Below are 25,425 nucleotides of genomic sequence, written 5' to 3'. Positions count from 1 at the left end.
TCCGATGAAACTTCGACAGTATCTATTTTTGCTCAAAGGTCGATCGATCCTTAGCCTCACCCTCGGCATAATTTCCGCGATAGGGAGCATTTCGCCAGTATTTGCCGCACCGGGTCGCAATCCCGACACTGCTGAAACTTGCGACATTCTAGTAGCAGGCGGCGGGCTCTCCGGCGCTGCTACCGCTTACGAAGGTTTGCTGGCGGGGCGCACAGTTTGCCTCACTGAAATTACTGACTGGGTAGGCGGTCAAATTTCCTCCCAGGGAACTTCCGCACTCGATGAAAGAGATACTCAGCGATCGCTCTTATTTTACCCCCGCGGCTACCTCGAATTGCGGGAACGGATCAAGGAACATTACGGCCGGCTAAATCCCGGAGGCTGTTGGGTTAGCTATTCCTGTTTCATGCCCTACGACGGTCACAAAATTCTATTTAACATCTTGCAGGATGCCGCTAGAAAAGGCAAAGGCACGCTGAAATGGTTTCCCAATACAGTTATTAAAGAACTAGCAATTACTCCTGCTGTGGCGGGGAATACGGTTGGGGGTCAACAAATTAAAAGTGCGATCGCCATTCAACACAAACCGGCCCCCAACACCGGGCCAATCAACACCGAAACTCTTTCTCAGACTATCGAAGATGCCTATCGCTACGAAAATTCTCCGCGATTTAACAAAACTATTATTCGGTTTATTCCTAAAGCATCTGGAACCCCCCCTAACCCCCCCTTACCAAGGGGGGGGAATTCCACCAGTTCCCCTTTACAAGGGGGGAATTCCACCAGTTCCTCCCCTTCTGGCAGTAGGGGGGCTGCTGATTGGTACGTTGTAGATGCCACTGAAACAGGTGAATTGATCGGACTTGCCGATGTTCCCTACCGCCTCGGAATTGACCCGCGTTCCCCTCTTGAACCTTCCTCCGCCAGCCCCACCGGCGATGCTTACTGCACTCAAGGTTTTACCTACACCTTTGCAATGGAGGCAACGAAGGAACCGCAGCAGCATCAAGTGCCGTCTTTTTATCAACAATACGCTCCTTACTACAGTTACGAATTGCAGAGATTGGCGAGCTTTCCCTTGGTTTTCAGCTACCGCCAAATCAGGAGCATGAGACCGGATCAAAAGCGACCTTCAGACCCGAAGCAATTCCCGATTTATCCGGGGGATATTTCGATGCAAAACTGGACTTGGGGCAATGACTATCGTCCCGGCAATTCTCAAGATAATTTAATTTACACTCGCCAGCAGTTGGAAGAAGCAGGTCAACTGCAACCGGGGGGATGGATGGGCGGTTTGCGAACGGAAACTTTGCGAAAGGGAGAGGAAAATGCCAAAGGATTTTTCTACTGGCTGGTAACAGGAACTACTGACTCGCAGCTAGGAGAGGGAGTCAAAAAGCCTAATCCAAACAATCGTTTTTTGAGCGGGTTGGATTCGCCGATGGGGACGGTGCACGGACTTTCTAAATATCCTTATATGCGGGAGGGCCGACGCATTATTGGGCGGCCGAGTTTCAATCAGCCTCAAGGTTTTACGGTGTGGGAAGTTGATATGTCTCGCACTGACTTTACGGCTGATTTTTACCGCCAGAATTTGTCGGAGGAAGAGTATCGGAAGTTGTGGTTAGCTGTGGGTGGTTTGAATGCGCCGGCTTTGGCTGTGGGAAGTCAATCTGTTGAGGATACAAAATCGCGATCGCGCGCTACGATTTATCCTGATTCTGTGGGTATTGGTCATTATGCGATCGACTTTCACCCCTGCATGACCAACAGTCCGCCGGAAGCACCAGGAAATACCGAACGCGAAGGCACTCGCAAAGGTCAAGGGCAAGCTTATCCCTTCCAAATTCCGCTGCGGGCAATGATTCCTCAGAAAATTGACAATATGTTAGTGGCGGGTAAAAGTATTGCTGTTAGCCACACAGCGGCCGCTGCTTATCGAGTGCATTCTTTTGAATGGTCTGCCGGTGTGGCGGCGGGAGTTACGGCTGCTTTTTCCCTAGAAAAGGGGATTCTCCCTTATGAATTAGTGGACGAATTGCCATCCCGCGAGCCAAACTTGGAAGTGTTACAGTTGCGGTTGCAACAAAATGCCAATCCCATCGCCTTTCCGGGTACTTCTATTTTCAATAGTTCGTGGCAAAATTGGAAATAATCGCAGTTGGTAATCTGTAGCGCTGGCATCCTGCCCGCCCTACAATAAAATTCACTCTGTGTGGAACAGGGTGGAACAGGCTTTCGGGCCTGTTCCTGACACCCCACAATTAACTGGTTAGCAAGAAGAGTTTGCTAACCCGTATAAAATAACCAATAACAAAATAGCTGATAAACAGCAATTTGTCATCCATCTTTCGATAGAAGCAATCAGACACTGCTTTAGTCGGATAATATCAATAATCTCAAAAATATTCCCCCCTTCCCCTTCAAACTCGTCAAAGGTAACGGTCATGTCAACTGCACAGATAACAAGCCCCAATTCCAATAATGGTTATGCCAAACAGTTACTCAGAACCTTAGTAGCAGTCAAAAAAGGGGACTTTTCAGTTCGGATGCCCATAGACCAGACCGGTCTAGCGGGGAAAATTGCTGACGAACTTAACGACATTATCGATCTCAATGAGAGAATGGCGGCCGAACTCGATCGCATCGGCACAGTTGTCGGTAAAGAAGGCAAAATCGCCCAGCGGGCCACCATCGGCAGCGCCGAGGGGTCATGGGCAGCTAGCGTCAACTCTGTCAATACCCTAATTACAGATTTAGTGCAACCAACCTCTGAAACCGCCAGAGTAATTCGGGCCGTAGCAAAAGGAGATTTATCGCAAACTATCGCCTTAGAAATAGAAGACAGACCCCTCAAAGGAGAATTCCTCCAAACCGCGCAAATTGTTAACACAATGGTAGACCAGTTGAGCTCCTTTGCGTCGGAAGTAACGCGGGTGGCTAGGGAAGTGGGAACCGAAGGGAAATTAGGCGTGCAAGCAGAAGTTAAAGGAGTTGCTGGAACCTGGAAAGATTTAACGGATTCAGTTAACTCGATGGCGGGGAATTTAACAGCACAAGTGCGTAACATTGCCGAAGTGACGACGGCTGTGGCCAATGGCGATTTATCCAAGAAAATTACAGTAGATGTTAAAGGGGAAATTCTCGAACTGAAAAACACGATTAACATCATGGTGGATCAGTTGAGTTCCTTCGCATCTGAAGTAACCAGAGTTGCTAGGGAAGTAGGAACGGAAGGCAAATTAGGGGTGCAAGCTGAAGTGCGGGGAGTTGCTGGAACCTGGAAAGATTTAACGGATTCAGTTAACTCAATGGCCGGCAATCTTACCGCACAAGTACGGAATATTGCCGACGTGACGACGGCTGTGGCAAATGGTGACTTATCTAAAAAAATTACAGTAGATGTTAAAGGTGAAATTCTGGAGTTAAAAAACACTATTAACATCATGGTGGATCAGTTAAATTCCTTCGCATCTGAAGTAACCAGAGTTGCTAGGGAAGTAGGTTCCGAAGGCAAACTCGGCGGTCAAGCTGAGGTGAAAGGAGTTGCCGGAACTTGGAAGGATTTAACGGATAGCGTTAACTTCATGGCAGGCAGTTTGACAGCACAAGTGCGGAACATCGCTGAAGTGACAACCGCTGTGGCCAAGGGCGATTTATCTAAGAAAATTACCGTAGATGTTAAAGGCGAAATTCTCGAACTGAAAAACACCGTCAACACGATGGTTGACCAGTTAAATTCCTTCGCATCTGAAGTAACCAGGGTTGCTAGGGAAGTGGGAACGGAAGGGAAATTAGGCGTACAAGCAGAAGTGCAAGAAGTAGCAGGAACCTGGAAAGATTTAACGGATTCAGTTAACTCAATGGCCGGCAATCTTACCGCACAAGTCCGCAACATTGCTGAGGTGACGACGGCGGTTGCTAACGGTGACTTATCTAAAAAAATTACGGTACAGGTTAAAGGCGAAATTTTAGAACTAAAAAACACCATTAACGTGATGGTGGATCAGCTTAATTCCTTCGCATCTGAAGTAACCAGGGTTGCCAGAGAAGTGGGTTCGGAAGGTAAACTCGGCGGTCAAGCGGATGTGCGAGGCGTAGCAGGAACTTGGAAGGATTTAACGGATAGCGTTAACTTCATGGCGGGTAGTTTGACCGAACAAGTACGGAATATTGCGGCTGTTACGACTGCTGTGGCAAATGGCGACTTGTCGAAGAAAATTACTGTAGATGTTAAAGGTGAAATTCTGGAGTTGAAAAACACCGTCAACACGATGGTGGATCAGTTAAATTCCTTCGCCTCTGAAGTAACCAGGGTTGCGAGGGAAGTGGGAACGGAAGGGAAATTAGGCGTGCAAGCTGAAGTTAAAGGAGTTGCGGGAACTTGGAAAGATTTAACGGATTCAGTTAACTCGATGGCGGGGAATTTAACAGCACAAGTGCGTAACATTGCCGAAGTGACAACCGCTGTGGCCAATGGCGATTTATCCAAGAAAATTACAGTAGATGTTAAAGGGGAAATTCTCGAACTGAAAAACACGATTAACATCATGGTGGATCAGTTGAGTTCCTTCGCATCAGAAGTAACCAGAGTTGCTAGGGAAGTAGGAACGGAAGGTAAATTAGGTGTGCAAGCTTACGTGCGGGGTGTAGGGGGAACTTGGAAAGATTTAACCGATAATGTTAACTTGATGGCGGGGAATTTGACGGCGCAGGTGCGGAATATTGCGGAAGTGACGAAAGCGGTGGCAAATGGCGATTTGTCTAAGAAAATCACCGTCGATGTCAAAGGCGAAATTCTGGAGTTGAAAGATACTATTAACGTGATGGTGGATCAGCTTAATTCCTTCGCTTCTGAGGTGACGCGGGTGGCGCGGGAGGTGGGGACTGAGGGTAAATTGGGCGGTCAAGCTGAGGTGAAAGGAGTTGCGGGAACTTGGAAAGATTTAACCGACAACGTAAACTCGATGGCGGGGAATTTGACAGCGCAAGTGCGGGGTATTGCTAAGGTTGTGACGGCGGTGGCGAATGGCGATTTGAAGCGCAAATTAATGCTGGAAGCTAAGGGAGAAATTGCGACTCTGGCAGATACGATTAACGAAATGATTGATACGCTGGCGACGTTTGCCGATCAAGTTACTACAGTGGCGCGGGAAGTGGGAATTGAAGGGAAATTGGGCGGCCAGGCGAAGGTTCCGGGCGCGGCGGGGACGTGGCGAGATTTGACGGATAATGTGAATGAGTTGGCGGCGAATTTGACTACTCAGTTGCGGGCGATTGCAGAAGTGGCAATTGCTGTTACCAGAGGCGATTTAACGAGGTCAATTTCCGTCGCCACGGAAGGAGAAGTTGCCATTGTTAAGGACAACATTAACCAGATGATCGCCAATCTCCGGGAGACGACGCAGAAGAATACTGAGCAAGATTGGCTGAAAACAAACCTTGCTAAGTTCACTCGAATGCTACAAGGTCAGCGGGATTTAGAAACTGTTTCTAAACTAATTCTATCAGAATTGACGCCGCTGGTGTCTGCTCAGCATGGCGTCTTCTTCATGATGGAATCTGTCGAACATGATCCGTTTCTCAAACTGTTAAGTACCTACGCATACCGCGAACGCAAACAGTTAGGAAATAGATTCCATTTAGGCGAAGGTTTGGTAGGACAGTGCGCCCTGGAAAAGGAACGCATACTGTTGACAGAAGTGCCGGAAAACTACGTTAAAATTGGATCGGGACTGGGAGAATCTACGCCGTTGAATGTGGTGGTTTTACCCGTACTATTTGAGGGACAAGTGACGGCAGTAATCGAGTTAGCTTCGTTCCGCCGCTTCAGCGAAATACACTTGACATTCCTCGACCAACTTACAGAAAGTATCGCAATTGTCTTAAATACAATTGCGGCGAGTATGCGGACGGAAGAGTTGCTGAAACAGTCACAGTCTTTGGCAGAAGAGTTACAAACTCAGCAAAAAGAACTAACGGAAACTAACAAGCGTCTCGAACAGCAAGCGCAGTCACTCCGCGCATCTGAGGAACTGTTGAAGAGTCAGCAGGAAGAGTTGCAACAAACGAATGAAGAACTAGAAGAACAAGCTGAATTGCTAGCGCTGCAAAATAAGGAAGTTGAGCGGAAAAACCGAGATATCGAACAGGCGAGGGGGTTGTTGGAAGAAAGAGCCGAACAGTTGGCTCTAACTTCTAAGTATAAGTCGGAGTTTCTGGCAAATATGTCTCACGAGTTGCGAACTCCGCTAAATTCGCTGTTGATTCTGGCTCGATTGCTTTCTGACAATACTGAAGGCAATTTGACTCTGAAGCAAGTTGAATACACGCGCACAATTTACTCGGCGGGAAATGATTTGCTGGGGCTGATTAATGACATCTTGGATCTCGCTAAGATTGAATCGGGCACGATGTCCGTGGAAATTGAGCAAGTGTTGTTTACGGACTTGCGAGATCATTTGGATCGGACTTTCCGCCAAATCGCCCAGGATAAGAAGTTGAGTTTTAAAATAGAGCTTGAGGCTGGGTTGCCAAAAGGTCTCTATACTGATGCTAAACGCCTGCAACAAGTTTTGAAGAATCTCCTCTCTAATGCGTTTAAGTTTACAGAGCGAGGTGAGGTGAAATTGCGTGCGGAAGTAGCGCGGGAAGGGTGGAGTTTAGAGATAGAAAGTTTAAGGAGTTCCCCTACTGTTTTGGCTTTCTCAGTTAGCGATACCGGGATTGGGATTTCTGCTGAAAAACACAGGGTTATTTTTGAGGCTTTCCAACAAGCAGATGGTAGCACTAGCCGCAAATACGGGGGAACGGGTTTGGGTTTGTCAATTAGTAGAGAAATCGCTAATTTGTTAGGTGGAGAAATTAAATTGACAAGTCGCCCTGGTGAGGGTAGTAGGTTCACGCTTTATCTGCCACAAACTTACCAAGAATCGCGAATAATGAATGAAACGGGTTCGGGGACGGGCAAGCAAACGCCTCAATTACCCCCTGCTAATTCTCCCGCACTTCCTTTGCCGAATTTCCACTTGCCGATCGCGCCTTACCCCTCACCTTTAATCTCTGATGATCGAGAAAATATTGAGAGTGACGATCGCGTGCTTTTGATTATTGAAGATGATGTAAACTTCGCTCGAATTCTGTTGGATATGGCGCAGGAACAGGGTTTTAAAGGTTTGGTGGCTTTGCGGAGCGATATCGGTTTGGCGATGGCGCGAGAGTTCAAGCCAACTGCGATTATGCTAGATCTAAATTTGCCTGTGATGGATGGCTGGACAGTGCTCGATCGCTTGAAGCACGACCCAAGTACGCGCCACATTCCGGTTCACATTGTATCAGTTGAAGAAGGGCGGCAGCGTAGTTTGCAGTTAGGGGCGATCGCCTACTTACAAAAGCCTGTCAGTCGCGAAGCATTGAGCAAAGCTTTGACTGATATTAAGGGGTTTGTGGAGCGGCCAGTGAAGAATTTGCTAGTCGTGGAAGACGACGAAACGCAGCGTCTGGGCATTGTGGATTTAATCGGCAATCACGATGTTTCTACAACGGCTGTGGGGAGTGGTGCAGAGGCGCTAGCAATTTTGAAATCGGGGCATTTTGACTGCGTTGTACTCGATTTGGGACTACCAGATATGACGGGTTTTGAACTGATAGAGCAGATCAAGCAAGAGGCTACTTTGAAAAGTCTGCCGCTTATTATTTATACGGGCAAAGAGTTGACACGATCCGAAGAAACTCAACTCAAGCGCATGGCCGAAACAATCATTGTTAAAGATGTGCGATCGCCAGAACGTTTGTTAGATGAAACAGCTTTGTTTTTGCACCGAGTCCAAGCAAATTTGCCGGAACCGAAGCGCCAAATGCTAGAGCAATTGTATCAAACAGATTCGACGCTGGCGGGCAAAACAGTCTTGATTGTTGACGACGATATGCGGAATATTTTCGCCCTCACGAGTATGCTGGAGCGCCATAAAATGAAGATTGAGTATGCTGAGAATGGCAGAGAGGGCATTGCTAAATTGCAAAATACCCCTGGCATAAATATTGTGTTGATGGACGTGATGATGCCAGAGATGGACGGTTACGAAACCATGCAAGCAATTCGTAATATGCCTCAATTTGCTTCCTTGCCAATGATTGCTCTTACTGCGAAAGCTATGAAGGGCGATCGGGAAAAATGTATCGAAGCTGGTGCGTCTGACTACATTACCAAACCTGTTGATACGGAACAGTTGCTCTCGCTGCTGCGTGTCTGGCTTTATCGATAGGAAGAAGTCATTAGTCATTAGTCATTAGTCATTAGTCATTAGTCATTAGTCAGCAGTCAACAGTCAGCAGTCAACAGTCAACAGTCAACAGTCATTAGTCATTAGTCAGCAGTCAACAGTCAGCAGTCAACAGTCAACAGTCAACAGTCAACAGTCAACAGTCAACAGTCAACAGTCATTAGTCATTAGTCAGCAGTCAACAGTCAACAGTCAACAGTCAACAGTCAACAGTCAACTATGCCCAATAACCAATTAGTAATTAAAAATGCCCCAAAGCCATGAACTTGAAACAATCGAAATTCAACTCCTACTAGAGGGAATGTTTCGCTATTACGGATTTGATTTTCGCAATTATGCTCTTGCCTCTCTCAAGCGCCGTATTTGGAACACTATTCGCTCGGAACGGCTCACCACTGTCTCTGCCCTTCAGGAAAAGGTACTTCACAATCCTGCTTACCTAGATCGTTTACTGCTGGATATTTCTGTCAATGTAACGGCGATGTTTCGCGATCCCAGCTTTTACATTAGTTTCAGAAATAAAGTGGTGCCGCTACTGCGTACTTATCCTTTTATTCGGATTTGGCACGCTGGATGTTCAACGGGCGAAGAAGTCTATTCTATGGCAATCTTGCTGCAAGAAGAAGGACTGTACGACCGTTGTCGGATTTACGCTACGGACATGAATGAATTAGTTTTGAAAACCGCCAAAACAGGGATATTCCCGCTGAAACAAATGCAAGAATATACGCAACTATACCACCAAGCGGGGGGCAAGAAAGCGTTTTCTGAGTATTACACTGCTGCCTATGAAAATGCGATTTTTCGCTCTTCACTTAAAGATAATATTGTCTTTGCTCACCACAACCTAGCAACGGATAATTCTTTTAATGAATTTAATGTTATCTTGTGCCGTAATGTGCTGATTTATTTCAATTCAAACCTCCAAGAGCGGGTACACAAGCTTTTTTATGAGAGCCTGGGAATGTTTGGAGTTTTAGGACTAGGACATCAGGAGTCTATGACTTTTACACCTTATGAAAAATACTATGAACCAATTGAAAGTAGTGATAAACTCTACCGAAGAGTTAAATAAAAAAAATTTTGAAATAGTGGTTGTGGGCACGTCTTTGGGAGGGCTACAGGCTCTGACTGTGCTGCTGGCAGATTTGCCACAAAGCTTTCCTTTGCCTGTAGTTATTGTCCAACACCGCCATAAGAGTTCTCAGAATAGGCTCACGGATGTTTTACAACAGCAAAGCTCTCTCCAAATCACAGAGGCCGAAGACAAAGAGGAGATCGTACCTGGACGGGTTTACTTGGCTCCTGCTGACTATCACTTGCTAATAGAATCGCCCTCTGACGAGGAGTTTAGCCTGTATGAAAACAACTTTACAGAATGGGGGAGCGTGGCAGTGGAGTCAATCCATAATTCAAAATCCCCAATCCCCAATCGCGGAACTCCTAAATTTGCACTATCAACTGAGGCTCCTGTCTCCTACGCGCGGCCCTCAATCGATGTGCTGTTTGAGTCTGCTGCGGATGCCTTTGGGGAGAAAGTGATCGGGATAATTTTAACGGGAGCTAATTCGGATGGTAGTAAAGGGCTGGCAAAAATTAAAGCTGAGGGAGGATTGACATTTGTGGAGGAACCGGCTTCAGCTCTATGCCCGACCATGCCAGCGTCGGCGATCGCAAATGTTGAAGTAGACTGGATTTTACCCCTCTCTAAAATCGCTCCCTGTTTAGTCAATTTGCTAAGAATTAAAGATTAAAAAATTTATGAATCTGCAGTCCCCCCATCGAGTAAATGTCCTTTTAGTTGACGATCGCCCAGAAAATTTGGTAGCTCTAGAAGCTATCCTCAACAGCCCCTCTTATCATCTAGTACAAGCTAATTCGGGCGCGGAGGCTCTGAGATGTCTGCTTAATGAAGATTTTGCGGTAATTTTGCTTGATGTGCAGATGCCGGGAATGGATGGATTTGAGACAGCAACATTGATTCGCTCTAGAGATCGATCGCGAGCGACTCCGATTATTTTTATCACAGCATTCAGCAGTAATGACACCCACGTGTTTAAAGGTTATTCTCTGGGTGCGGTGGATTACCTGTTCAAACCCTTGGAACCCGAAATATTGACATCGAAGGTGGGGGTTTTTGTGGAATTGTTCCAAAAAACCGTCGAGGTGAAGCAGCAAGCAACACAGTTAGCTGCTGTTAATAGTGAACTAAGTAAAAGTGAAGAGCGGTTTCGCACTTTGTGTGCTTGTTCGCCACTGGGAATTTACTTAGCTGACGTTGAAGGCCGCTGTACTTACATTAATCCCCGTTGTCAAGCGATTTGCGGGTTAGCTTTGGACGAAAGCTTGGTAGAGGTTTGGCAGCGGGAAGTTCATCCAGAAGATCGCGATCGCGTAGTCACAGATTGGTTAGCTTGGATTAAAGAAAGTCAGGAATATTCTAACGAGTTTCGATTAGCTGGTAGCGAAAGTGTGCGTTGGGTTCACGTGCAGTCGTCACCAATGTTTTCGGATTTGGGAAAACTTATCGGTCATGTGGGCACGGTTAGAGATGTCACAGACCGCAAGCAAGCAGAGGAAGAACGCGGGAGACTAATCCGCGAACAAGTGGCGCGGCAAGAAGCGGAGAGAGCTAACCAGATGAAGGATGAATTTCTAGCTATTCTCTCTCACGAACTCCGCACTCCTTTAAATGCAATTCTCGGCTGGTCTAGGCTGCTTCGTACCAAAACATTTGACCAAGACACTATTGAGAAAGCCCTAGAAACAATTGAGCGCAATGCTAAATCTCAAGCTCAACTCATCGAAGATATTTTAGATGTTTCGCGGATTCTGCGGGGGAAACTAAATTTAAATAAGCATCCGATTCGGTTGGAATCTGCGATTAAGCTGGCAATAGATTCTTTGCAGCCGCTGACTGAGGAAAAATCAATAGTCATAGAATTAACGTGCAGTCCCAATGTAGGTGAAGTTATCGGCGATCCCGATCGGTTGCAGCAAATTGTGTGGAATTTGCTGTCAAATGCGATTAAGTTTAGTCCGCAAGAGGGTAAAGTAGAGGTGCGGTTAGAGTCAGTTGGAGATGAGGCTCACATTCAGATAATTGATAGCGGCATTGGTATCGCTCCTGATTTTTTGCCTTATGTTTTCGATCGCTTCCGCCAAGCTGATAGCAGCACAACTAGGTCTTACGGGGGTTTGGGACTGGGATTGGCGATCGTCCGTCACTTGGTTGAACAGCACGGCGGTAAGGTGTATGCAGAGAATAATCCGGGCGAGGGTGCGAAATTTACGGTGGCTTTACCTATTGCTCAGAGGAAGACCGGAGGTGCAGGGGATGCTTGGTCGGAACTCAATGACGGGACAGAGGCTCTGCCCAGTCTGGCTAATTTGCAATTGCTGGTGGTGGATGATGACGATGACACGCGGGAGTTTTTGATTGCTTTACTCGAAGACGAAGGAGCTATGGTGCGATCGGCGGCATCGGTGGCCGGGGCTCTAGATGCACTGGAGAGTTATTGGCCGGATGTGCTGCTGAGCGACATTGGAATGCCCGAAGCAGACGGCTACGAGTTGATCGCGCGGGTGAGAGAAATGGAAGTGCTTAGGGGTGGAAAGATGCCTGCGATCGCTCTGACGGCCTACGCCAGAGAGTCCGAGCGCAAGCAAGCGCTGGAAGCGGGTTTCCAGATGCACTTATCTAAACCAGTTGACATAAATAAGTTAATTGCCGCAATTGCTAACCTCACAGGAAGACTCGGAAATCCCGCTCCAACTGATATCTTGCACCATGCTCAAGAACAGGCAAGATGCCTGTTCCACAAAGAGTAAATTTTCTGGTGGGGAGTAGGGGTTGGGCAGGAGAGCCCGTGCGTGAAGGCTGATTGACCCCCCAATTTCGTGCCGATTACTGAGAAAAATATTAAGCTAGCTAAAAGGATACGCGATCGACAGTTCGGAACAAGACACTCGTTTTTCCACAAAAAACTGGATATTTGCCGTTTTTTGCTTCAACCTGCCGTCCAAGTACAAAATTACTCGCCAATCAATTCATGAATATTTTTAGCAGTCTGCTTTCTAGCCCAACTCAAGCACCCCAAGTCAAAAAACAGCGTCGAGGCATTGAAATTAAGTCGGAACGCGAAATCGAAATTATGCGGCAGGCAGCGAAAATCGTTGCAACGGTACTCAAAGAAATTTCCCTAATGGTGAAACCGGGAATGACTACTGCTGATTTGGATGCTTATGCCGAAAAACGCATCCGCGAAATGGGTGCAACTCCCAGTTTTAAAGGCTATCACGGTTTCACCGGTTCGATTTGCTCTAGCATTAATAACGAAGTTGTTCACGGCATCCCCAGCGCCAAAAAGGTAATTCGGGCAGGAGATGTTCTCAAGGTAGATACGGGGGCATATTACCAAGGTTTTCACGGCGATTCTTGCATCACGATCGCAGTTGTGGAAGTGACTCCCGAATCGGCAAAATTAATCCGAGTTGCAGAAGAAGCTCTCTACAAAGGCATCGAACAAGTGAAGGCTGGAGCCTATTTGCTCGATCTGGCTGGTGCGATCGAAGATCATGTCAAAAGCAACGGTTTTAGCGTCGTTGAGGAGTTTACCGGCCACGGTGTCGGGCGAAATTTGCACGAGGAACCGTCGGTTTTCAATTTCCGCACGCGGGAAATGCCGAACGTGAAATTGCGAGCGGGCATGACATTGGCGATCGAACCAATTCTGAATGCCGGTTCTAAATACACTCGGACGCTTTCTGACAAGTGGACTGCTGTAACCGTTGACAATGCTATGTCGGCTCAGTTTGAGCATACTGTGTTGGTGACAGAAACTGGCTATGAAATTTTGACAGATCGTTCAAAAGTTTAAGTGGAAGGGTTCAACAATAATTTTGAGTTTTGAGTTTCGAGTTTTGAATTAAAGATTTAAACACTTTTTAATCGTTAGATCAAAACCTAACTCAAAGCTCTTGAGTTGGACAACAAGTTTTTAACTTCCTTCGAGGGATGGAGTGACAATAAGACTTAAATGCGGCTAAATTAAAAAATAGTGGTAAAGCGTAAAGGTAACAACTATGTCAGCACGATTATTATTGGTAGATGATGAACCGGGCTTGCGGGAAGCAGTACAAGCTTATTTGGAAGATAGCGATTTTGCGGTTGAGGTGGCCAGTAATGCTCGCGATGGGTGGGAACTCTTGCAGCAGACTAATCCAGATTTGGTGATTTCAGACATTATGATGCCCCAGGTGGACGGTTATCAATTTCTCAAGCAAGTGCGGGAAGATCCTCGCTATAAGGCTTTGCCGGTGGTGTTTTTGACTGCTAAGGGGATGACGAGCGATCGCATTCAAGGCTATCAAGCAGGCTGCGATGCTTATCTTTCTAAACCCTTCGATCCCGACGAATTAGTAGCAATAGTAACCAATTTGCTGGCCCGCCGCGCGGCTGCTAAGGAGACGAGCGAAAATCCTGAAAGTCCAGATATTGCTGCTTTGACAAGCCAAATGGCGAGAATTGAGTCTTTGCTGAGCGGGCGGAGTTCGATCGCCCAAAGTCCTTCGCCGATTAAAATTGATTTGACTCCGCGAGAACAAAGTGTTTTGGATTTGGTTGCTCAAGGTTTGATGAATAAGGAAATTGCCCGCCGCTTAGAAACTAGCGTGCGTAATGTGGAAAAGTACGTCAGCCGTTTGTTTAGCAAGACGGGTACTAACAGCCGTACTGAGTTGGTTCGCTTCGCTCTCGAACACGGCTTGACGAAATAGGAGTCCTCTCGACTTGGCTGGAGGCTCTGCCTCGCCGAGCTGCGTTACCAGGCTCTTCCTGGTAACGAGAATTATGCAAAAAATTAGAAATGTTAAGATATAAGTATTGACAGATATTCCGTGGCTGTGGTATGTCACATCAGCTTGCTGGTGGCAGCGCGGGTGTGCCAAAACTGGTGTGCGAAAACGGGTGTGCGATTCCCTACGGGATAGCTACGCACGCGCGGACTTCTCACCCACTTTGCTTCGAGTCTGAGATGAACACTCGCAAACACCGGGGAATTACTTACCGGGAAAACCTGACTGTTTAAGAGTTTTCACGTAGTAAATACAAAGGCAAACAGTTGACCGGATATGCTCCGTTAAGCAAACTTGCCACAAACAGTCACAGATAAGGTTATCTCCTGTGGAAAAACAAGCCACTATTAATTACAGTCCTGGACGCACTCCGACAAAGAAACCGGGTTTTTTACCGAATTTACGGTGTGTAACGCATCTTTAGGCAAAAAAACGCGGTTTCTCGGCCCCCAGGCATAAAATTTTAGACCCTAGTTAATGCTCTCAGATTCATCTGTGGAGTCAATCTAAAATCTCAAATCTAAAATCGACTCACAGCGCTCTAAAGTAGCCGCAGATGTTGAATGTATAGCAGTACCAAAGTTTAGTTTATATCAGGAGGATACCATGAGGAAAATCACGGCGCGACAAACGATAAGTGTTATAGTAGCACTGCCGATCGTACTAATAGCCAATACAAATCAAGCTTTTGCCACTGATACCAGTCAGAAAATAGATCCAATTAAGAAAGTTTCGGATTTTGGCGATGAGCTAGATTTTGATATTGGGCCACCAACAACAATTAGCATTGAAGAAAGCGAGGATTGGGATGAACCTGATTTCGCAGCTACTTTAGATATGGAGATTAGTAAATTTATGACAAAAAATCTTCAAGCTGTAATTGATGAGCCGCCCCCGGTAGTTTATCTCAGTGCGGCCAGGGGCCAGTCAACCCGAGAATGCCGGATTTCTGGGATCTGCGAATAACTGAATCGGATTTGTGCGATTTTGGCGATGGCTGGGACTCCCGCAAACAAAGACTCATTTGCTGGGTAGAATTGGAGCAATTATCAAGATTTCAGTAAACTCCGGTTGATTTTGCTGGGAATATGCGAATAACAGAGTATGTATTTTTTTGGGTATGCTTTAATTGCGATCGGCTAAAATAATAAGTATGCAGGCTGAAATAAACTTAATTAATTGATAGTTCCCAGTGATGGGAAATCGCCAAAAAGGGCAAAAATAAAATTAATCATGTGATTCTTCGCTGTGATTGGCAAACGTAACAACGGGTAAAAGTAAACTTAGTTAGAGCAACCGCCACAACGGTTAGGAAGTTCTTAATTGCACTTTCCCCCTGCCGTCGAGTCCTTCCATCCGTTACATCCATTAAAAAATCCGTTGCCGAACTTCCATCCGTTACATCCGTTACATCCGTTAAAAAATCCGTTGCCGAACTGCCATCCGTTACATCCGTTACATCCGTTAAAAAATCCGTTGCCGAACTTCCTTTTTTCGGCAGTTGACAGCACCTATCCTCAGAAACTTTTTCAAATATTAATTATGATTAATTCCCACTGCCAGCAAGACACCGCAGCACAGCAAAACAAAAGTTCGCTGCAAACTCTCACCCGGACTCTCTCGATGTCTCAGGGGCAATTTTCCCTGATTTTGGTGCGGTGCAATTACAGTGCGATGAGAGAGGAAATTGTAAGGCAATTGCGGGAGGAGTCTGATATCGAGATTCGAGAAATTGTCCTCCCGCCATCTGTTAAAACTCTTTACACGACGATAGAAACCAAAATTTCCTGCAGCCATCCGCCAGCTTTAATGGTGTTTGGATTAGAATCGGTAAGTGCGATCGATCGACTGCTGACATCTACCAACTACGTGAGGGAAGAATTTCGGAATAATTTTCCCTTCCCGGTGGTGCTGTGGGTGACAGACAAAATCTTAAAAAAACTGATTCGGTTAGTAACAGATATCGAAACTTGGACGACAAGTGTGGAATTTGTGATTGGCCCCGACGACTTGGTTGATTTCCTGGGCAAAAGTGCCGATCGCATTTTTTCCAACATTTTAGAAAGTGGCAATTGGCGTTTAACTAATTCTGCCATTCTCGGAGCCAATTCTTTGAGTGAACTAGAGTCGGCTAGCCAAGACTTGCAAACTTGCAACATCAGGTTAGAACCAGCTATTGAAGCGAGTTTGCAATTTATTCGCGGTAGGCACGAATATGCTTGTCACCGCATCCCTACGGCTATTGAATTGTATCAAAAAAGTCTCAGTTTTTGGAAGTATCAAGTAGCATTTATTGGGCCAAAAACAGAATTTAGCGATTTGTTATTTACCGTTCACCCTGCACCGGTGTTAGAGGGAATGCTGCTATTCCACATCGGTCTTTGCTACCGCTTCCAAGCCGAAAAACACCGCAGCGGCAACCGTCCTTACTGGACGGAAGCTAAGAATTATTTTCAGGAATGTATTGATGTTTTAGAACGGGCGGGACGGCCGGATGCCGTTGGTATATTCATCAATCAACTTGGCGAAGTATTGCAGCATTTAGAAGATTGGGATGCACTCTGGAATTTAGCTATCAAAGCTCGGAGGTTACATGAAAATATGGAAAATTCAGCAGTTAATTTGGCTCAAGATTACGGCTTTTTGGCTAGAGTAGCCTTAGAGCAAAAGAACTGGCCAGGGGCGAAAGAATGGGCTTTAATCGCTCTAGACGTTCTCAACTCAAATTTAGAAGCGACGGGACAGGGAACGCCTGTAAAGTCGCAGCATCTAGGCTTGTATCTGTTAATTTTAGCAGAGGCCCAGAGTCAGTTGGGTGAGGTGCAGGAGGCGATCGCAAATTTAGAGCTTGCTCGCTTGGAAACCGAACCTTGCTACAACCCGCAACTGTATTTGCGGGTTTTAGAAATGCTGCGATCGCTCTATTTTCAGCGGGGAGAATATCTCGAAGCATTTCAAATTAAGCAAGATTATCGAGCAGTGGAACACACGTATCGGTTCCGAGCTTTTATTGGAGCCGGAAAATTGCAGCCGCACAGAGAAGCGGTTAATTCCGTCGCCGAAACTATTGCCGGCGCTGCTACTATTGCTGACGAAATTACAGCTTCCGGCAGAGAGCAAGACCTCAACCGCTTGATATATAGGATGAACAATACCCCCGACAAACTGACAGTAATTTACGGTCAGTCTGGAGTTGGCAAAAGTTCAATAGTCACGGGAGGATTAGTACCAGCTCTCAAACAAAAAAAAATAGAAATGCGGACTGTTTTGCCCGTAGTGCTGCAAGTTTACAACAACTGGCCGCGGGAATTGACCAGACAGTTATCTGCTGGGAAAGCTGAAATATTCGATCCGGAAATTTCCGAAGCCTTACCAGAAAATGATCCGGTAGATTTTCCTGTAGAAGCAGGTGCAGTCAAGGGAAATCATATTTCGGGATTTCACGGTGACTCGACTGGGAATAATGAGGAGAGAAGGGAGCAGTCACAGCCAGTAGAATTAATCATACAACAACAGGCGATCGAATACGAAAACATTATCAAGGAGCTGCAAATAAATTCAGAACATCTAGTGACTGTTCTGATATTTGACCAATTTGAAGAATTTTTTTTCGTGTGGAAAGAGCCAGCGGAACGACAAGTATTTTTTGATTTTTTGCGGGAATGCTTGAAAATCAAATATTTAAAAGTCGTCCTGTGTTTGCGGGAAGATTACTTACACTATTTGCTGGAATTTTCCCGACCCAAAAACCAGACAGGATTCGTTAACAATGATATTTTAGAGGACATTCTCAGCAAAAACATTCTGTTTTATTTGGGAAATTTTTCGCTGGTCGATGCGCGATCGGTAATTCGCACTTTAACTGAGCGAGCGCAGTTTTACTTAGAACCGGAGCTGATCGAAGAATTAGTCCAAGATTTAGCTGGAGAATTGGGAGAAGTCCGCCCGATAGAACTACAACTTGTCGGCGCTCAACTGCAACAAGAGAACATTAGAACTTTAACTCAATATCAGGAACTTGGCAACAATCCGCAACAAAAATTAGTCGAAAGATTTCTCGAAGAAGTCATCAAAGATTGCGGCCCGGAAAATGAAGTAGCGGCGCGCCGAGTTTTGTATTTGCTGACAGATGAAGATGAGATCCGTCCCCTAAAAACCCGCGCCGAATTAGCCTCTAATTTAGCGACATTTGCCGAAGCTGACAAATTAGATTTAGTCTTAGAACTGTTAGTAAACTCTGGTTTAGTTTTTCGCTGGACGGAACTGCCTGCAGAGCTTTATCAGCTCGTTCACGATTATTTAGTTAGCTTCATTCGCCAGCAGCAAGAATTAGATAAAAAAGCAGAATTTGAGGAACTGCGAAAGCAAAATCAAATTAACCGAGATGAAATTGAACAAATTCGCAAAGACAGAGAGCAAGATGCTTTGCTGTCGGAAGCTAGAGACAAACAGTACCAAGCGGAAGCTCAACTTTACCAAACTCGGAGATGGCAATTGCGGGCGGCAGTTCTAGGAGTGCTTGTACTCGCAGGTGTTTCGGGGATGGCTTTCGAGCAAGCAAAATTAGCAGAAAGCGCACGGCAGGAAGCAGAAACCAGTCGGACTGATGCCCTAAATTCGGCGTCGGAAGCTTTGGTGCTTTCTAATGAAAAAAATCAATTAGGAGTGTTGGGAAATAGTATCAAAATTGGTCGTGATTCTCTGAAAAGTACAGCGCTGCCTGTGGAAACTAAAAATCAAATTGCTGAAAGACTCAGACAAGCCGTTTCCGGGGTGCAAGAACGCAACCGTTTCGAGCAGCACAGCAAGTTTGTTTTGGATGTGAGTGTCAGTCCCGATGGCAATTCAGTTGCTTCGGCAAGTGCTGACAAAACTGTTAAATTGTGGAGCAAAGAAGGTAAGTTATTAAAAACTTTCAATCACCCAGATAGCGTGACGAGTGTTAGTTTTAGTCCTGATGGGAAAACGATCGCTACTGGTTGTGCCGATCGCATAATTAGAATTTGGCAAGTAGATAACGACAAAAGTGCTAGTGGTATTTTATCCGGCCACCGCGATATCGTCACCAGCGTCAGTTTCAGTCCCGACGGCAAAACCCTAGCTTCCGCGAGTCACGACAACACCGTCAAAATCTGGAACCTTGCGAACAAAAAATTGCTGCAAACCTTAACCGGACACAAAGACTGGGTGCTGGGCGTCACTTTCAGTCCCGACGGCCAAACAATAGCCTCAGCAAGTGTTGACAAAACTGTCAAACTTTGGAACCGAGAAAGTAAAACGCAGAAATTTAGAATTAATCCCAAAACATTAACCAAACATTCGGACATTGTTTACAGCATTAAGTTCAGTCCAAACAGTCGAGAACTCGTCTCGGCAAGTGCCGACACCACAGCAAAAGTTTGGAACCGAAACGGTGAGGAAATCAGAACTCTCAAAGGACACAACGATGAAGTTGTCAGCGCGAGTTTCAGTCGCGACGGCAAAAAAATTGTCACCGGCAGTGCAGACGATACGGTGAAAGTTTGGAGTCGCAGCGGCACTTTGCTCAACACTTTTCGAGGACATCAAGACGACGTAAGAGCCGTAAGTTTCAGTGGCGACGGCACTATTGCTTCCGCAAGTAAGGACAAAATAGTGAAAATTTGGAAACCGGACAGCACTCCGCTGAATAAGATTTTATCGGGACACGGAGACTGGGTTTACAAAGTCAGTTTTAGTGCTGACAGTAAAACAATTGCCTCTGCTAGCGGTGACAAAACAGTGAGACTTTGGCGTGCTGACGGCAGTTTATTCAAAACCTTAGAAGGTCACAAAGATTCTGTTACCTGGGTGAGCATTTCGCCTGATGATAAAACTGTTGCTTCTGCCAGCGATGACAAAACAGTGAAAGTCTGGAGTTTAAACGGCAAACTGTTAAATACCCTCAGCCACAGCGGCATTGTTAGAAGCGTGAGTTTTAGTCCAGACGGAAAGATAATTGCCGCCGCAAGTGCCGATCGCAAATTGTACCTCTGGCGCTGGAACGGTTCTAAAGCAACTTTGTTGGCCAAACTCGATCATAGCAATCCAGTAATTAGTGTTAGCTTCAGTCCCGACGGCAAAACTATTGCTACTGCTACCGCTGCTGAGGACAAGGCAAGCGGGAAGAAAAAGGCTTTTGAAATTACGGGAGAAAAAAGAGTTTACCTGTGGCAATTTAACGGTTCGTCGGCAAAAATTATGAAAACTCTCGACCACGAGGACAGCGTTAAAAATGTGAGTTTTAGTCCCGACGGCAAGACTATTGCTGCTGCTTGCGCTGACAAAAAAGTTTACTTGTGGGAGTTTGATGGAAAGGTTGCCAATTTAACTGAAAAACTCGACCACAGCGATACTGTAGAAAGCGTGAGTTTTAGTCCCGACGGCAAGTTGATTGCGGCGGCGAGTGGGGGAAATACTGTTAAGCTGTGGGATTTTGACGGCAAGAAGGCGCTGCTATCGAAGACTTTGGAATCGAGCGATCGCGTGTTGAGCGTTACTTTTAGTTCTGACAGCAAAACTCTGGCTTTTGCTAGTAGGGATAGGACTGTAATTCTGTTGCCTGTGGAGAATTTGCAACTGAATAATATCATTGCTCGGAGTTGCGAGTGGTTGGGAGATTATTTGCAGAATGACCCGAATGTTGCTGAGGGCGATCGACTGCTGTGTCTTGGGTTTGGGAAACAGGCGTTAAATAAGAGGAAGCGATAAAATTGATAGCGGTAAGTTGCGGGCGGCGCACCCTACATAATTATATGTTGCTAATTCTCATCAACATAATTTTATGGAAAAATTCTGTATATGTCTCGGCGGTGCGCTACTCGCTGACAAATTAAAGTTTTTGTCGGTGCATCAACTGTGAGTCCAATACGGTAGTCACCAACACGAATTTTATATTTATCTGGATAACCTTTCATTTTTTCCAGATATCCTAATGCAAAGGGATTGTCTGATTCTAAGAATTGAAAAACTATAGGTTCTATCCTACTTCTAATTTCAGCAGGTAAAGCAGCTAGTTCTTTGAGGAACCGATTTGTATATTCAACTTGCCACATTATTTTGTTTGATTGAGTTATAATACTTTAGTGCTTGTTCTTTTGATAATCTATCATCACCTTCAGTTTCTTCTATAAGTTTAGCCAGACCATAGTTTTCCAAAATTTCCTCGATTTTCTCAAATTGTTCAAGGGGGATTTGAACAGCAATCGGCTGCTGATTTTCGTCGATTACATAACTTTTATGTAGTTCTAGCATTTTGTAGTGTTTATATCTGAGTATATGAATTATTATAATAGATACATTTTTTTTGTCAAGAGGCGATCGCGTCTGCCTGTCGAGTTGCTCAACCGATCGCTTAAACAAATCTATCTACTGGCTAATTGTGTTGGCAGTAAAATTGCGCTAAAATTCCACTGACAAGCTTAACCTTTTTGGCAATTCCCCACCGAATTAACCAGCAATCAAAACCCGAGGTAAACCAGATGGATGTCAACTCCCAAAATGTCCAACCAATCCCGCCATTCAACGAGACAAACGAGGAAACACCAGAGATAGGTGGCGGTTTACCCGTAATTGAATATTGGGCCGAACATACATTGTCCCCGGAAGGGCCGAAGCTTTGGAAAACTTTGCTCCACAAAAGTGCTTGTTTGTCCTGTTCTTGGGGCACGGGCGGGCAGAAAGGAGGTTTTACAAATGAAGAGGGCGAAAAACTTCAGCGGTGCATGAAAAGCGTCGAAGCAATCTCCGCTGAAATCAAGCCGGCTATCTCAACTCAATTTTTTGAAAAGAAGAGTATTGCAGAACTTCAGCAATTAACTTCAATGGAAGCCGATAGGTTGGGAAGGCTGAGTTTTCCGATGATTTTGCGGGCTGGTTCATCTCATTACGATCGCATTTCTTGGGAAGAAGTTTATCAAATTGCCGAAGCTGCTTTTCGCAAAACCCCCGAACGAGTGGCATCTTACAGTTCCGGTCGCTCTTCCAACGAAGCCGCTTTTCTGCTGCAATTGATGATGCGGGCGATGGGTTCTAATAACTTAGCAGATTGTTCCGATCTGTGCCACGCTCCCTCGACAATCGGGTTAAGCGAAATGTTTGCCACCCGCACCTCGGTAGTGAGTCTAGAAAACTTGAAGGAAGCAGATTGCGTCGTACTCGCGGGCAGCAATTCTTCCTACAACCATCCCCGCTTGATGAACGAATTGATTAAAATTCGCGACAAAGGCGGTAAAATAATTGTAATCAATCCGGTGATGGAAATCGGGTTAGTCAAGTTTGGTTCTCCCGCATTTCCCGTCAAGTCGCTCATCCCCGGTTCCGATATTTCGTCCTTATACTTGCAACCAATTCCCGGTAGCGATACAGCCCTATTTGTCGGGATTCAAAAGTCTTTAATCGAACAAGGTTTGCTGGACGAAAGCTATTTGCGAGCTCATACAGAAGGTTGGGAATCAGTAGTACAGCACGCCCGCGAAACCGATTGGGAAACTATTACTAAAACCTGCGGAGTTTCCCAAGCAGAAATTGAGGCTGCAGCCCGAATTATTGGCACGTCCCAGCGAGTAGTCTTTGGTTGGGCGATGGGAATTACCCAACAGGATAACGGTGTAGATAACGTTTTCAGCATTGCCAATACTGCCTTAATGACAGGAAATGTCGGCAAAGAAGGGGCGGGATTAATGCCCGTCAGAGGACACTCAAACGTCCAAGGATTCGGCTCTATGGGCGTCACTGTGAAGCTGAAAAAAGAAATTCAACAAGCTTTAGAAAAGTTATTGAATCGTCCCCTGAGTCCTGTGAAGGGCTACGACACTCGATCGCTCATTGAAGCAGCAGAAGCAGGCAAAGTCGATACGCTAATCTGTCTGGGCGGTAATTTGTACGGGGCGAATCCAGATTCAAATCAGGCAAAACGCGCTTTAAGCAATGTTGAAACAGTTATCTACCTCGCAACCAAACCGAATTTAGGGCATTTTCACGGATTGGCAAAGCACAATACAATTGTGATTCCGGTACTGAATCGCTTTGAAAACCCCCACAAAACAACGGTGGAATCTGGGAATAACTTTGTGCGTTTAAATGATGAGGGCGAAACTCATCTCCAGAATTCTGATTTGATTCCTGAAGTGCATTTTTTAACAGAATTAGCCAGCCGAATTCACGGTAATTTTCCCGTTGATTGGCGCCAACTTCAAGACACAAAATACGTTCGGCAATTGATTGCTAAAACTATTCCTGGCTATGAAAAAATAGCGACAATTGATGAAACACAAGAGGAATTTACCATCAGCGGTCGCATTTTTACAGAACCTAAATTCCCTACAGAGTCTGGGAAAGCGAAGATGTTTGTCACGCCTTTACCTAAGCTGAGATTACCGGAAGCGAAAGAGTTTGGAGTATCGGAGTCAACACAGGGTATTGTTGTGGCATTGATGACGGGACGCAGCTATTCTCAGCACAATACTGTCGTCTACAAAATTGATGACAAATACCGGGGAATGCCGCACCGCAACTGCATTTTGATGAATCGTGCGGATGCAGAAAGCACGGGTTTTCAAGAACATCAGCGGGTTACAGTGCAGGGAAATGTGGGGAAAATGGAAAATGTGGAGGTGATTTACGGGGCGGTTCGTGAGGGTGCTGCTTTGATGTTTTATCCTGAAGTTAATGTGATTTTTCACCCGGAGATTGAAAGGCGATCGGGCACGCCGGCTTACAAGCGCGTACCTGCTTTTGTATACGCGGAAGTTCGGCAACGGATTCTGTAACGGATGTAACGGATGTTATGATTAGCTCTGCCTTCTGTCTTCTATAACTCACATTTTAGATGATTTTTAAGAACAGGCAAGATGCCTGTTCCACAAGGAGTTAATTTTTTGTGGGGAGTAGGGGTTGGGCATCTTGCCTGCCCATATGCAAGTCTTAATTAACTCTTAATTTGCAAAGTTCTACCGCGCCAAGTCCATCCCCAACCAGTTTCAGTTTTAATTGCAGAACCGATCGCCATCGCCGCCACTAACGCACCTCCGAAACCTCCCAACCACCAGTATTTCGTCGGACAGTCAGAAATCTCGGCACCCAAGCGGCGCAAAGTGTAATGCTGCCAAATTACGATTACGGATAAACAGATAGTTAACCAGGTAATTGGCAATTGGTAATTGGTAATTGGTAATTGGTAATTGGTGATTGTCAGAATTTCTGCGAAGTCCCCGTTTGCCAGCAAGATAGCTAATGCCAACCACGGCATCGGATAAAGAAAAAACATAATTGCAGCCATGTAAACCATCAGCCCCCAACTGCGGTTAGCGCCGAGATACAAATTCTTTGTCCAGCCTTCCCACAATGCGTTCCAAGACCGATACATCCGCACGGATGCCAAATTTGACCCGGAATAAAGTCCGAGCTTTAAACCCGCACGTTTGATGCGTCTAGCTAATTCCACATCTTCCACAATAACGCTTGCAACGGCTTCGTGACCGCCGATTTTTTCGTAGCCCGATCGCCTAAATAACATGAATGGCCCGCCGGCAAAAGCACTGTCTGTTTGCGAGGGATCGTTGACGGCGGTAAAGTCGTAGCAAACTGCTAGGTGATTGAACATTATCGGCTGTACTAACCACTCGGCAAAACACTCACAAACCAGTGCTGGCATACAGGTGAACAAGTCTATTTTCTCGGTTTCGGCTGTGGCGATAGCGGTTTCGATCGCCCCTGGTTTGAGTCGCACGTCGGCATCGATAAATAATAAGAAGTCTCCGGTTGCTATTTGAACAGCTTGGGCGCAGGCCCAGTTTTTGCCCGCCCAATATTGGTTGGTTGGTCGCGGCTCACCTGCTAATATTTTAAGCCGGGGGTCGTTGAGCTGCTGTTGCAGGGTTTGCCCGATCGCCTTGGTGTCGTCTGTCGAGCGATCGTCTACAATCAAAACCTCTAAGTTGTCCACAGACAGCGGTGTACTCTCCAAAATGGCGATCGCGCAATCCCGAATATTCTCTGCCTCGTTGTATGCTGGTACGATTACCGAAACTTTAGGGAACTGCGCGGCGGACTCCGGTGAGGGCCTCGCGGAACTTCTGTCGGTTCGAGGCGCATTTTTGACCGATCGGCGCAAATTCTTAGTGTAAGCTCTACTTACAATCAGAGAAAAAATTAGCAGGGTTAACAATATCAAAGCGAACTGACCTCAAAATTTCGGTACAGGATTTGTCTCCCTAAATATTAAAAAATATTAAAACAAAAAGCTAGTCGATCGCCCGAAAAGTTATTT

Annotated in this window: 14 protein-coding genes; 11 read left to right on the top strand and 3 right to left on the bottom strand. The window is 45.8% G+C overall.

The features are described from left to right. The first annotated feature begins 4 nt into the window (after window positions 1-4). From QUB10_RS07880 to QUB10_RS07835, 10 genes are all read left to right on the top strand, one after another. The gene (locus QUB10_RS07880; protein WP_333201048.1) at window positions 5-2,155 is read left to right on the top strand and encodes an FAD-dependent oxidoreductase; all 2,151 of its coding nucleotides are present in this window, start codon (window positions 5-7) and stop codon (window positions 2,153-2,155) included. Between the two features lie 292 nt (window positions 2,156-2,447). Beyond that, window positions 2,448-8,264, top strand: coding sequence for a HAMP domain-containing protein (locus tag QUB10_RS07875; RefSeq protein ID WP_333201046.1), 5,817 nt, complete (start codon window positions 2,448-2,450; stop codon window positions 8,262-8,264). Window positions 8,265-8,529: 265 nt separating this feature from the next. Continuing rightward, the gene (locus QUB10_RS07870) at window positions 8,530-9,357 is read left to right on the top strand and encodes a protein-glutamate O-methyltransferase CheR (RefSeq protein WP_333201044.1); all 828 of its coding nucleotides are present in this window, start codon (window positions 8,530-8,532) and stop codon (window positions 9,355-9,357) included. After that, window positions 9,311-10,036: a chemotaxis protein CheB gene (locus tag QUB10_RS07865; protein ID WP_333201042.1), complete on the top strand. Its 726-nt coding sequence runs from the start codon at window positions 9,311-9,313 to the stop codon at window positions 10,034-10,036. Before QUB10_RS07870 ends, QUB10_RS07865 begins: the two co-directional genes overlap by 47 nt. Before the next feature lie 7 nt (window positions 10,037-10,043). After that, window positions 10,044-12,113 (top strand): response regulator, encoded by a 2,070-nt coding sequence (locus QUB10_RS07860; RefSeq protein ID WP_333201040.1) that lies wholly within the window; start codon window positions 10,044-10,046, stop codon window positions 12,111-12,113. 221 nt (window positions 12,114-12,334) lie between these two features. After that, a complete protein-coding gene (map, locus tag QUB10_RS07855) occupies window positions 12,335-13,162 on the top strand; it encodes a type I methionyl aminopeptidase (RefSeq protein ID WP_333201038.1) in 828 nt (275 codons plus the stop codon). A gap of 205 nt (window positions 13,163-13,367) precedes the next feature. Continuing rightward, a complete protein-coding gene (locus QUB10_RS07850) occupies window positions 13,368-14,060 on the top strand; it encodes a response regulator transcription factor (protein ID WP_333052586.1) in 693 nt (230 codons plus the stop codon). 131 nt (window positions 14,061-14,191) lie between these two features. Beyond that, window positions 14,192-14,371 (top strand): hypothetical protein, encoded by a 180-nt coding sequence (locus QUB10_RS07845; protein ID WP_333201036.1) that lies wholly within the window; start codon window positions 14,192-14,194, stop codon window positions 14,369-14,371. A gap of 373 nt (window positions 14,372-14,744) precedes the next feature. After that, window positions 14,745-15,104, top strand: coding sequence for a hypothetical protein (locus QUB10_RS07840; protein WP_333201034.1), 360 nt, complete (start codon window positions 14,745-14,747; stop codon window positions 15,102-15,104). Window positions 15,105-15,680: 576 nt separating this feature from the next. Further along, complete coding sequence (locus QUB10_RS07835) at window positions 15,681-20,867, top strand: nSTAND1 domain-containing NTPase (RefSeq protein WP_333201032.1); 5,187 nt, start codon at window positions 15,681-15,683, stop codon at window positions 20,865-20,867. Window positions 20,868-20,938: 71 nt separating this feature from the next. Here the strand turns inward: QUB10_RS07835 and QUB10_RS07830 are convergent, their stop codons facing one another. Then, window positions 20,939-21,211 carry a type II toxin-antitoxin system RelE family toxin gene (locus QUB10_RS07830; protein WP_332980082.1) on the bottom strand — a complete coding sequence of 91 codons (273 nt, stop codon included), beginning with the start codon at window positions 21,209-21,211 and terminating at the stop codon, window positions 20,939-20,941. Then, the gene (locus QUB10_RS07825; RefSeq protein WP_332980081.1) at window positions 21,198-21,410 is read right to left on the bottom strand and encodes a hypothetical protein; all 213 of its coding nucleotides are present in this window, start codon (window positions 21,408-21,410) and stop codon (window positions 21,198-21,200) included. Before QUB10_RS07825 ends, QUB10_RS07830 begins: the two co-directional genes overlap by 14 nt. A gap of 227 nt (window positions 21,411-21,637) precedes the next feature. Here QUB10_RS07825 and QUB10_RS07820 point away from each other — a divergent pair, with 227 nt between their 5' ends. Next, on the top strand, window positions 21,638-23,926 hold the full coding sequence (locus QUB10_RS07820; RefSeq protein ID WP_333201029.1) for an FdhF/YdeP family oxidoreductase: 2,289 nt from the start codon (window positions 21,638-21,640) through the stop codon (window positions 23,924-23,926). A 158-nt stretch (window positions 23,927-24,084) separates the two neighbouring features. Here the strand turns inward: QUB10_RS07820 and QUB10_RS07815 are convergent, their stop codons facing one another. Then, on the bottom strand, window positions 24,085-25,329 hold the full coding sequence (locus QUB10_RS07815) for a glycosyltransferase family 2 protein (RefSeq protein WP_333201027.1): 1,245 nt from the start codon (window positions 25,327-25,329) through the stop codon (window positions 24,085-24,087). Window positions 25,330-25,425: the final 96 nt, after the last annotated feature.

It is taken from the genome of Microcoleus sp. B5-D4, from assembly GCF_036705145.1.
GTDB lineage: Bacteria > Cyanobacteriota > Cyanobacteriia > Cyanobacteriales > Microcoleaceae > Microcoleus.
The sequence above is the reverse complement of the archived record's forward strand: the minus strand, read 5'-3'. Positions and strand labels throughout refer to the sequence as shown.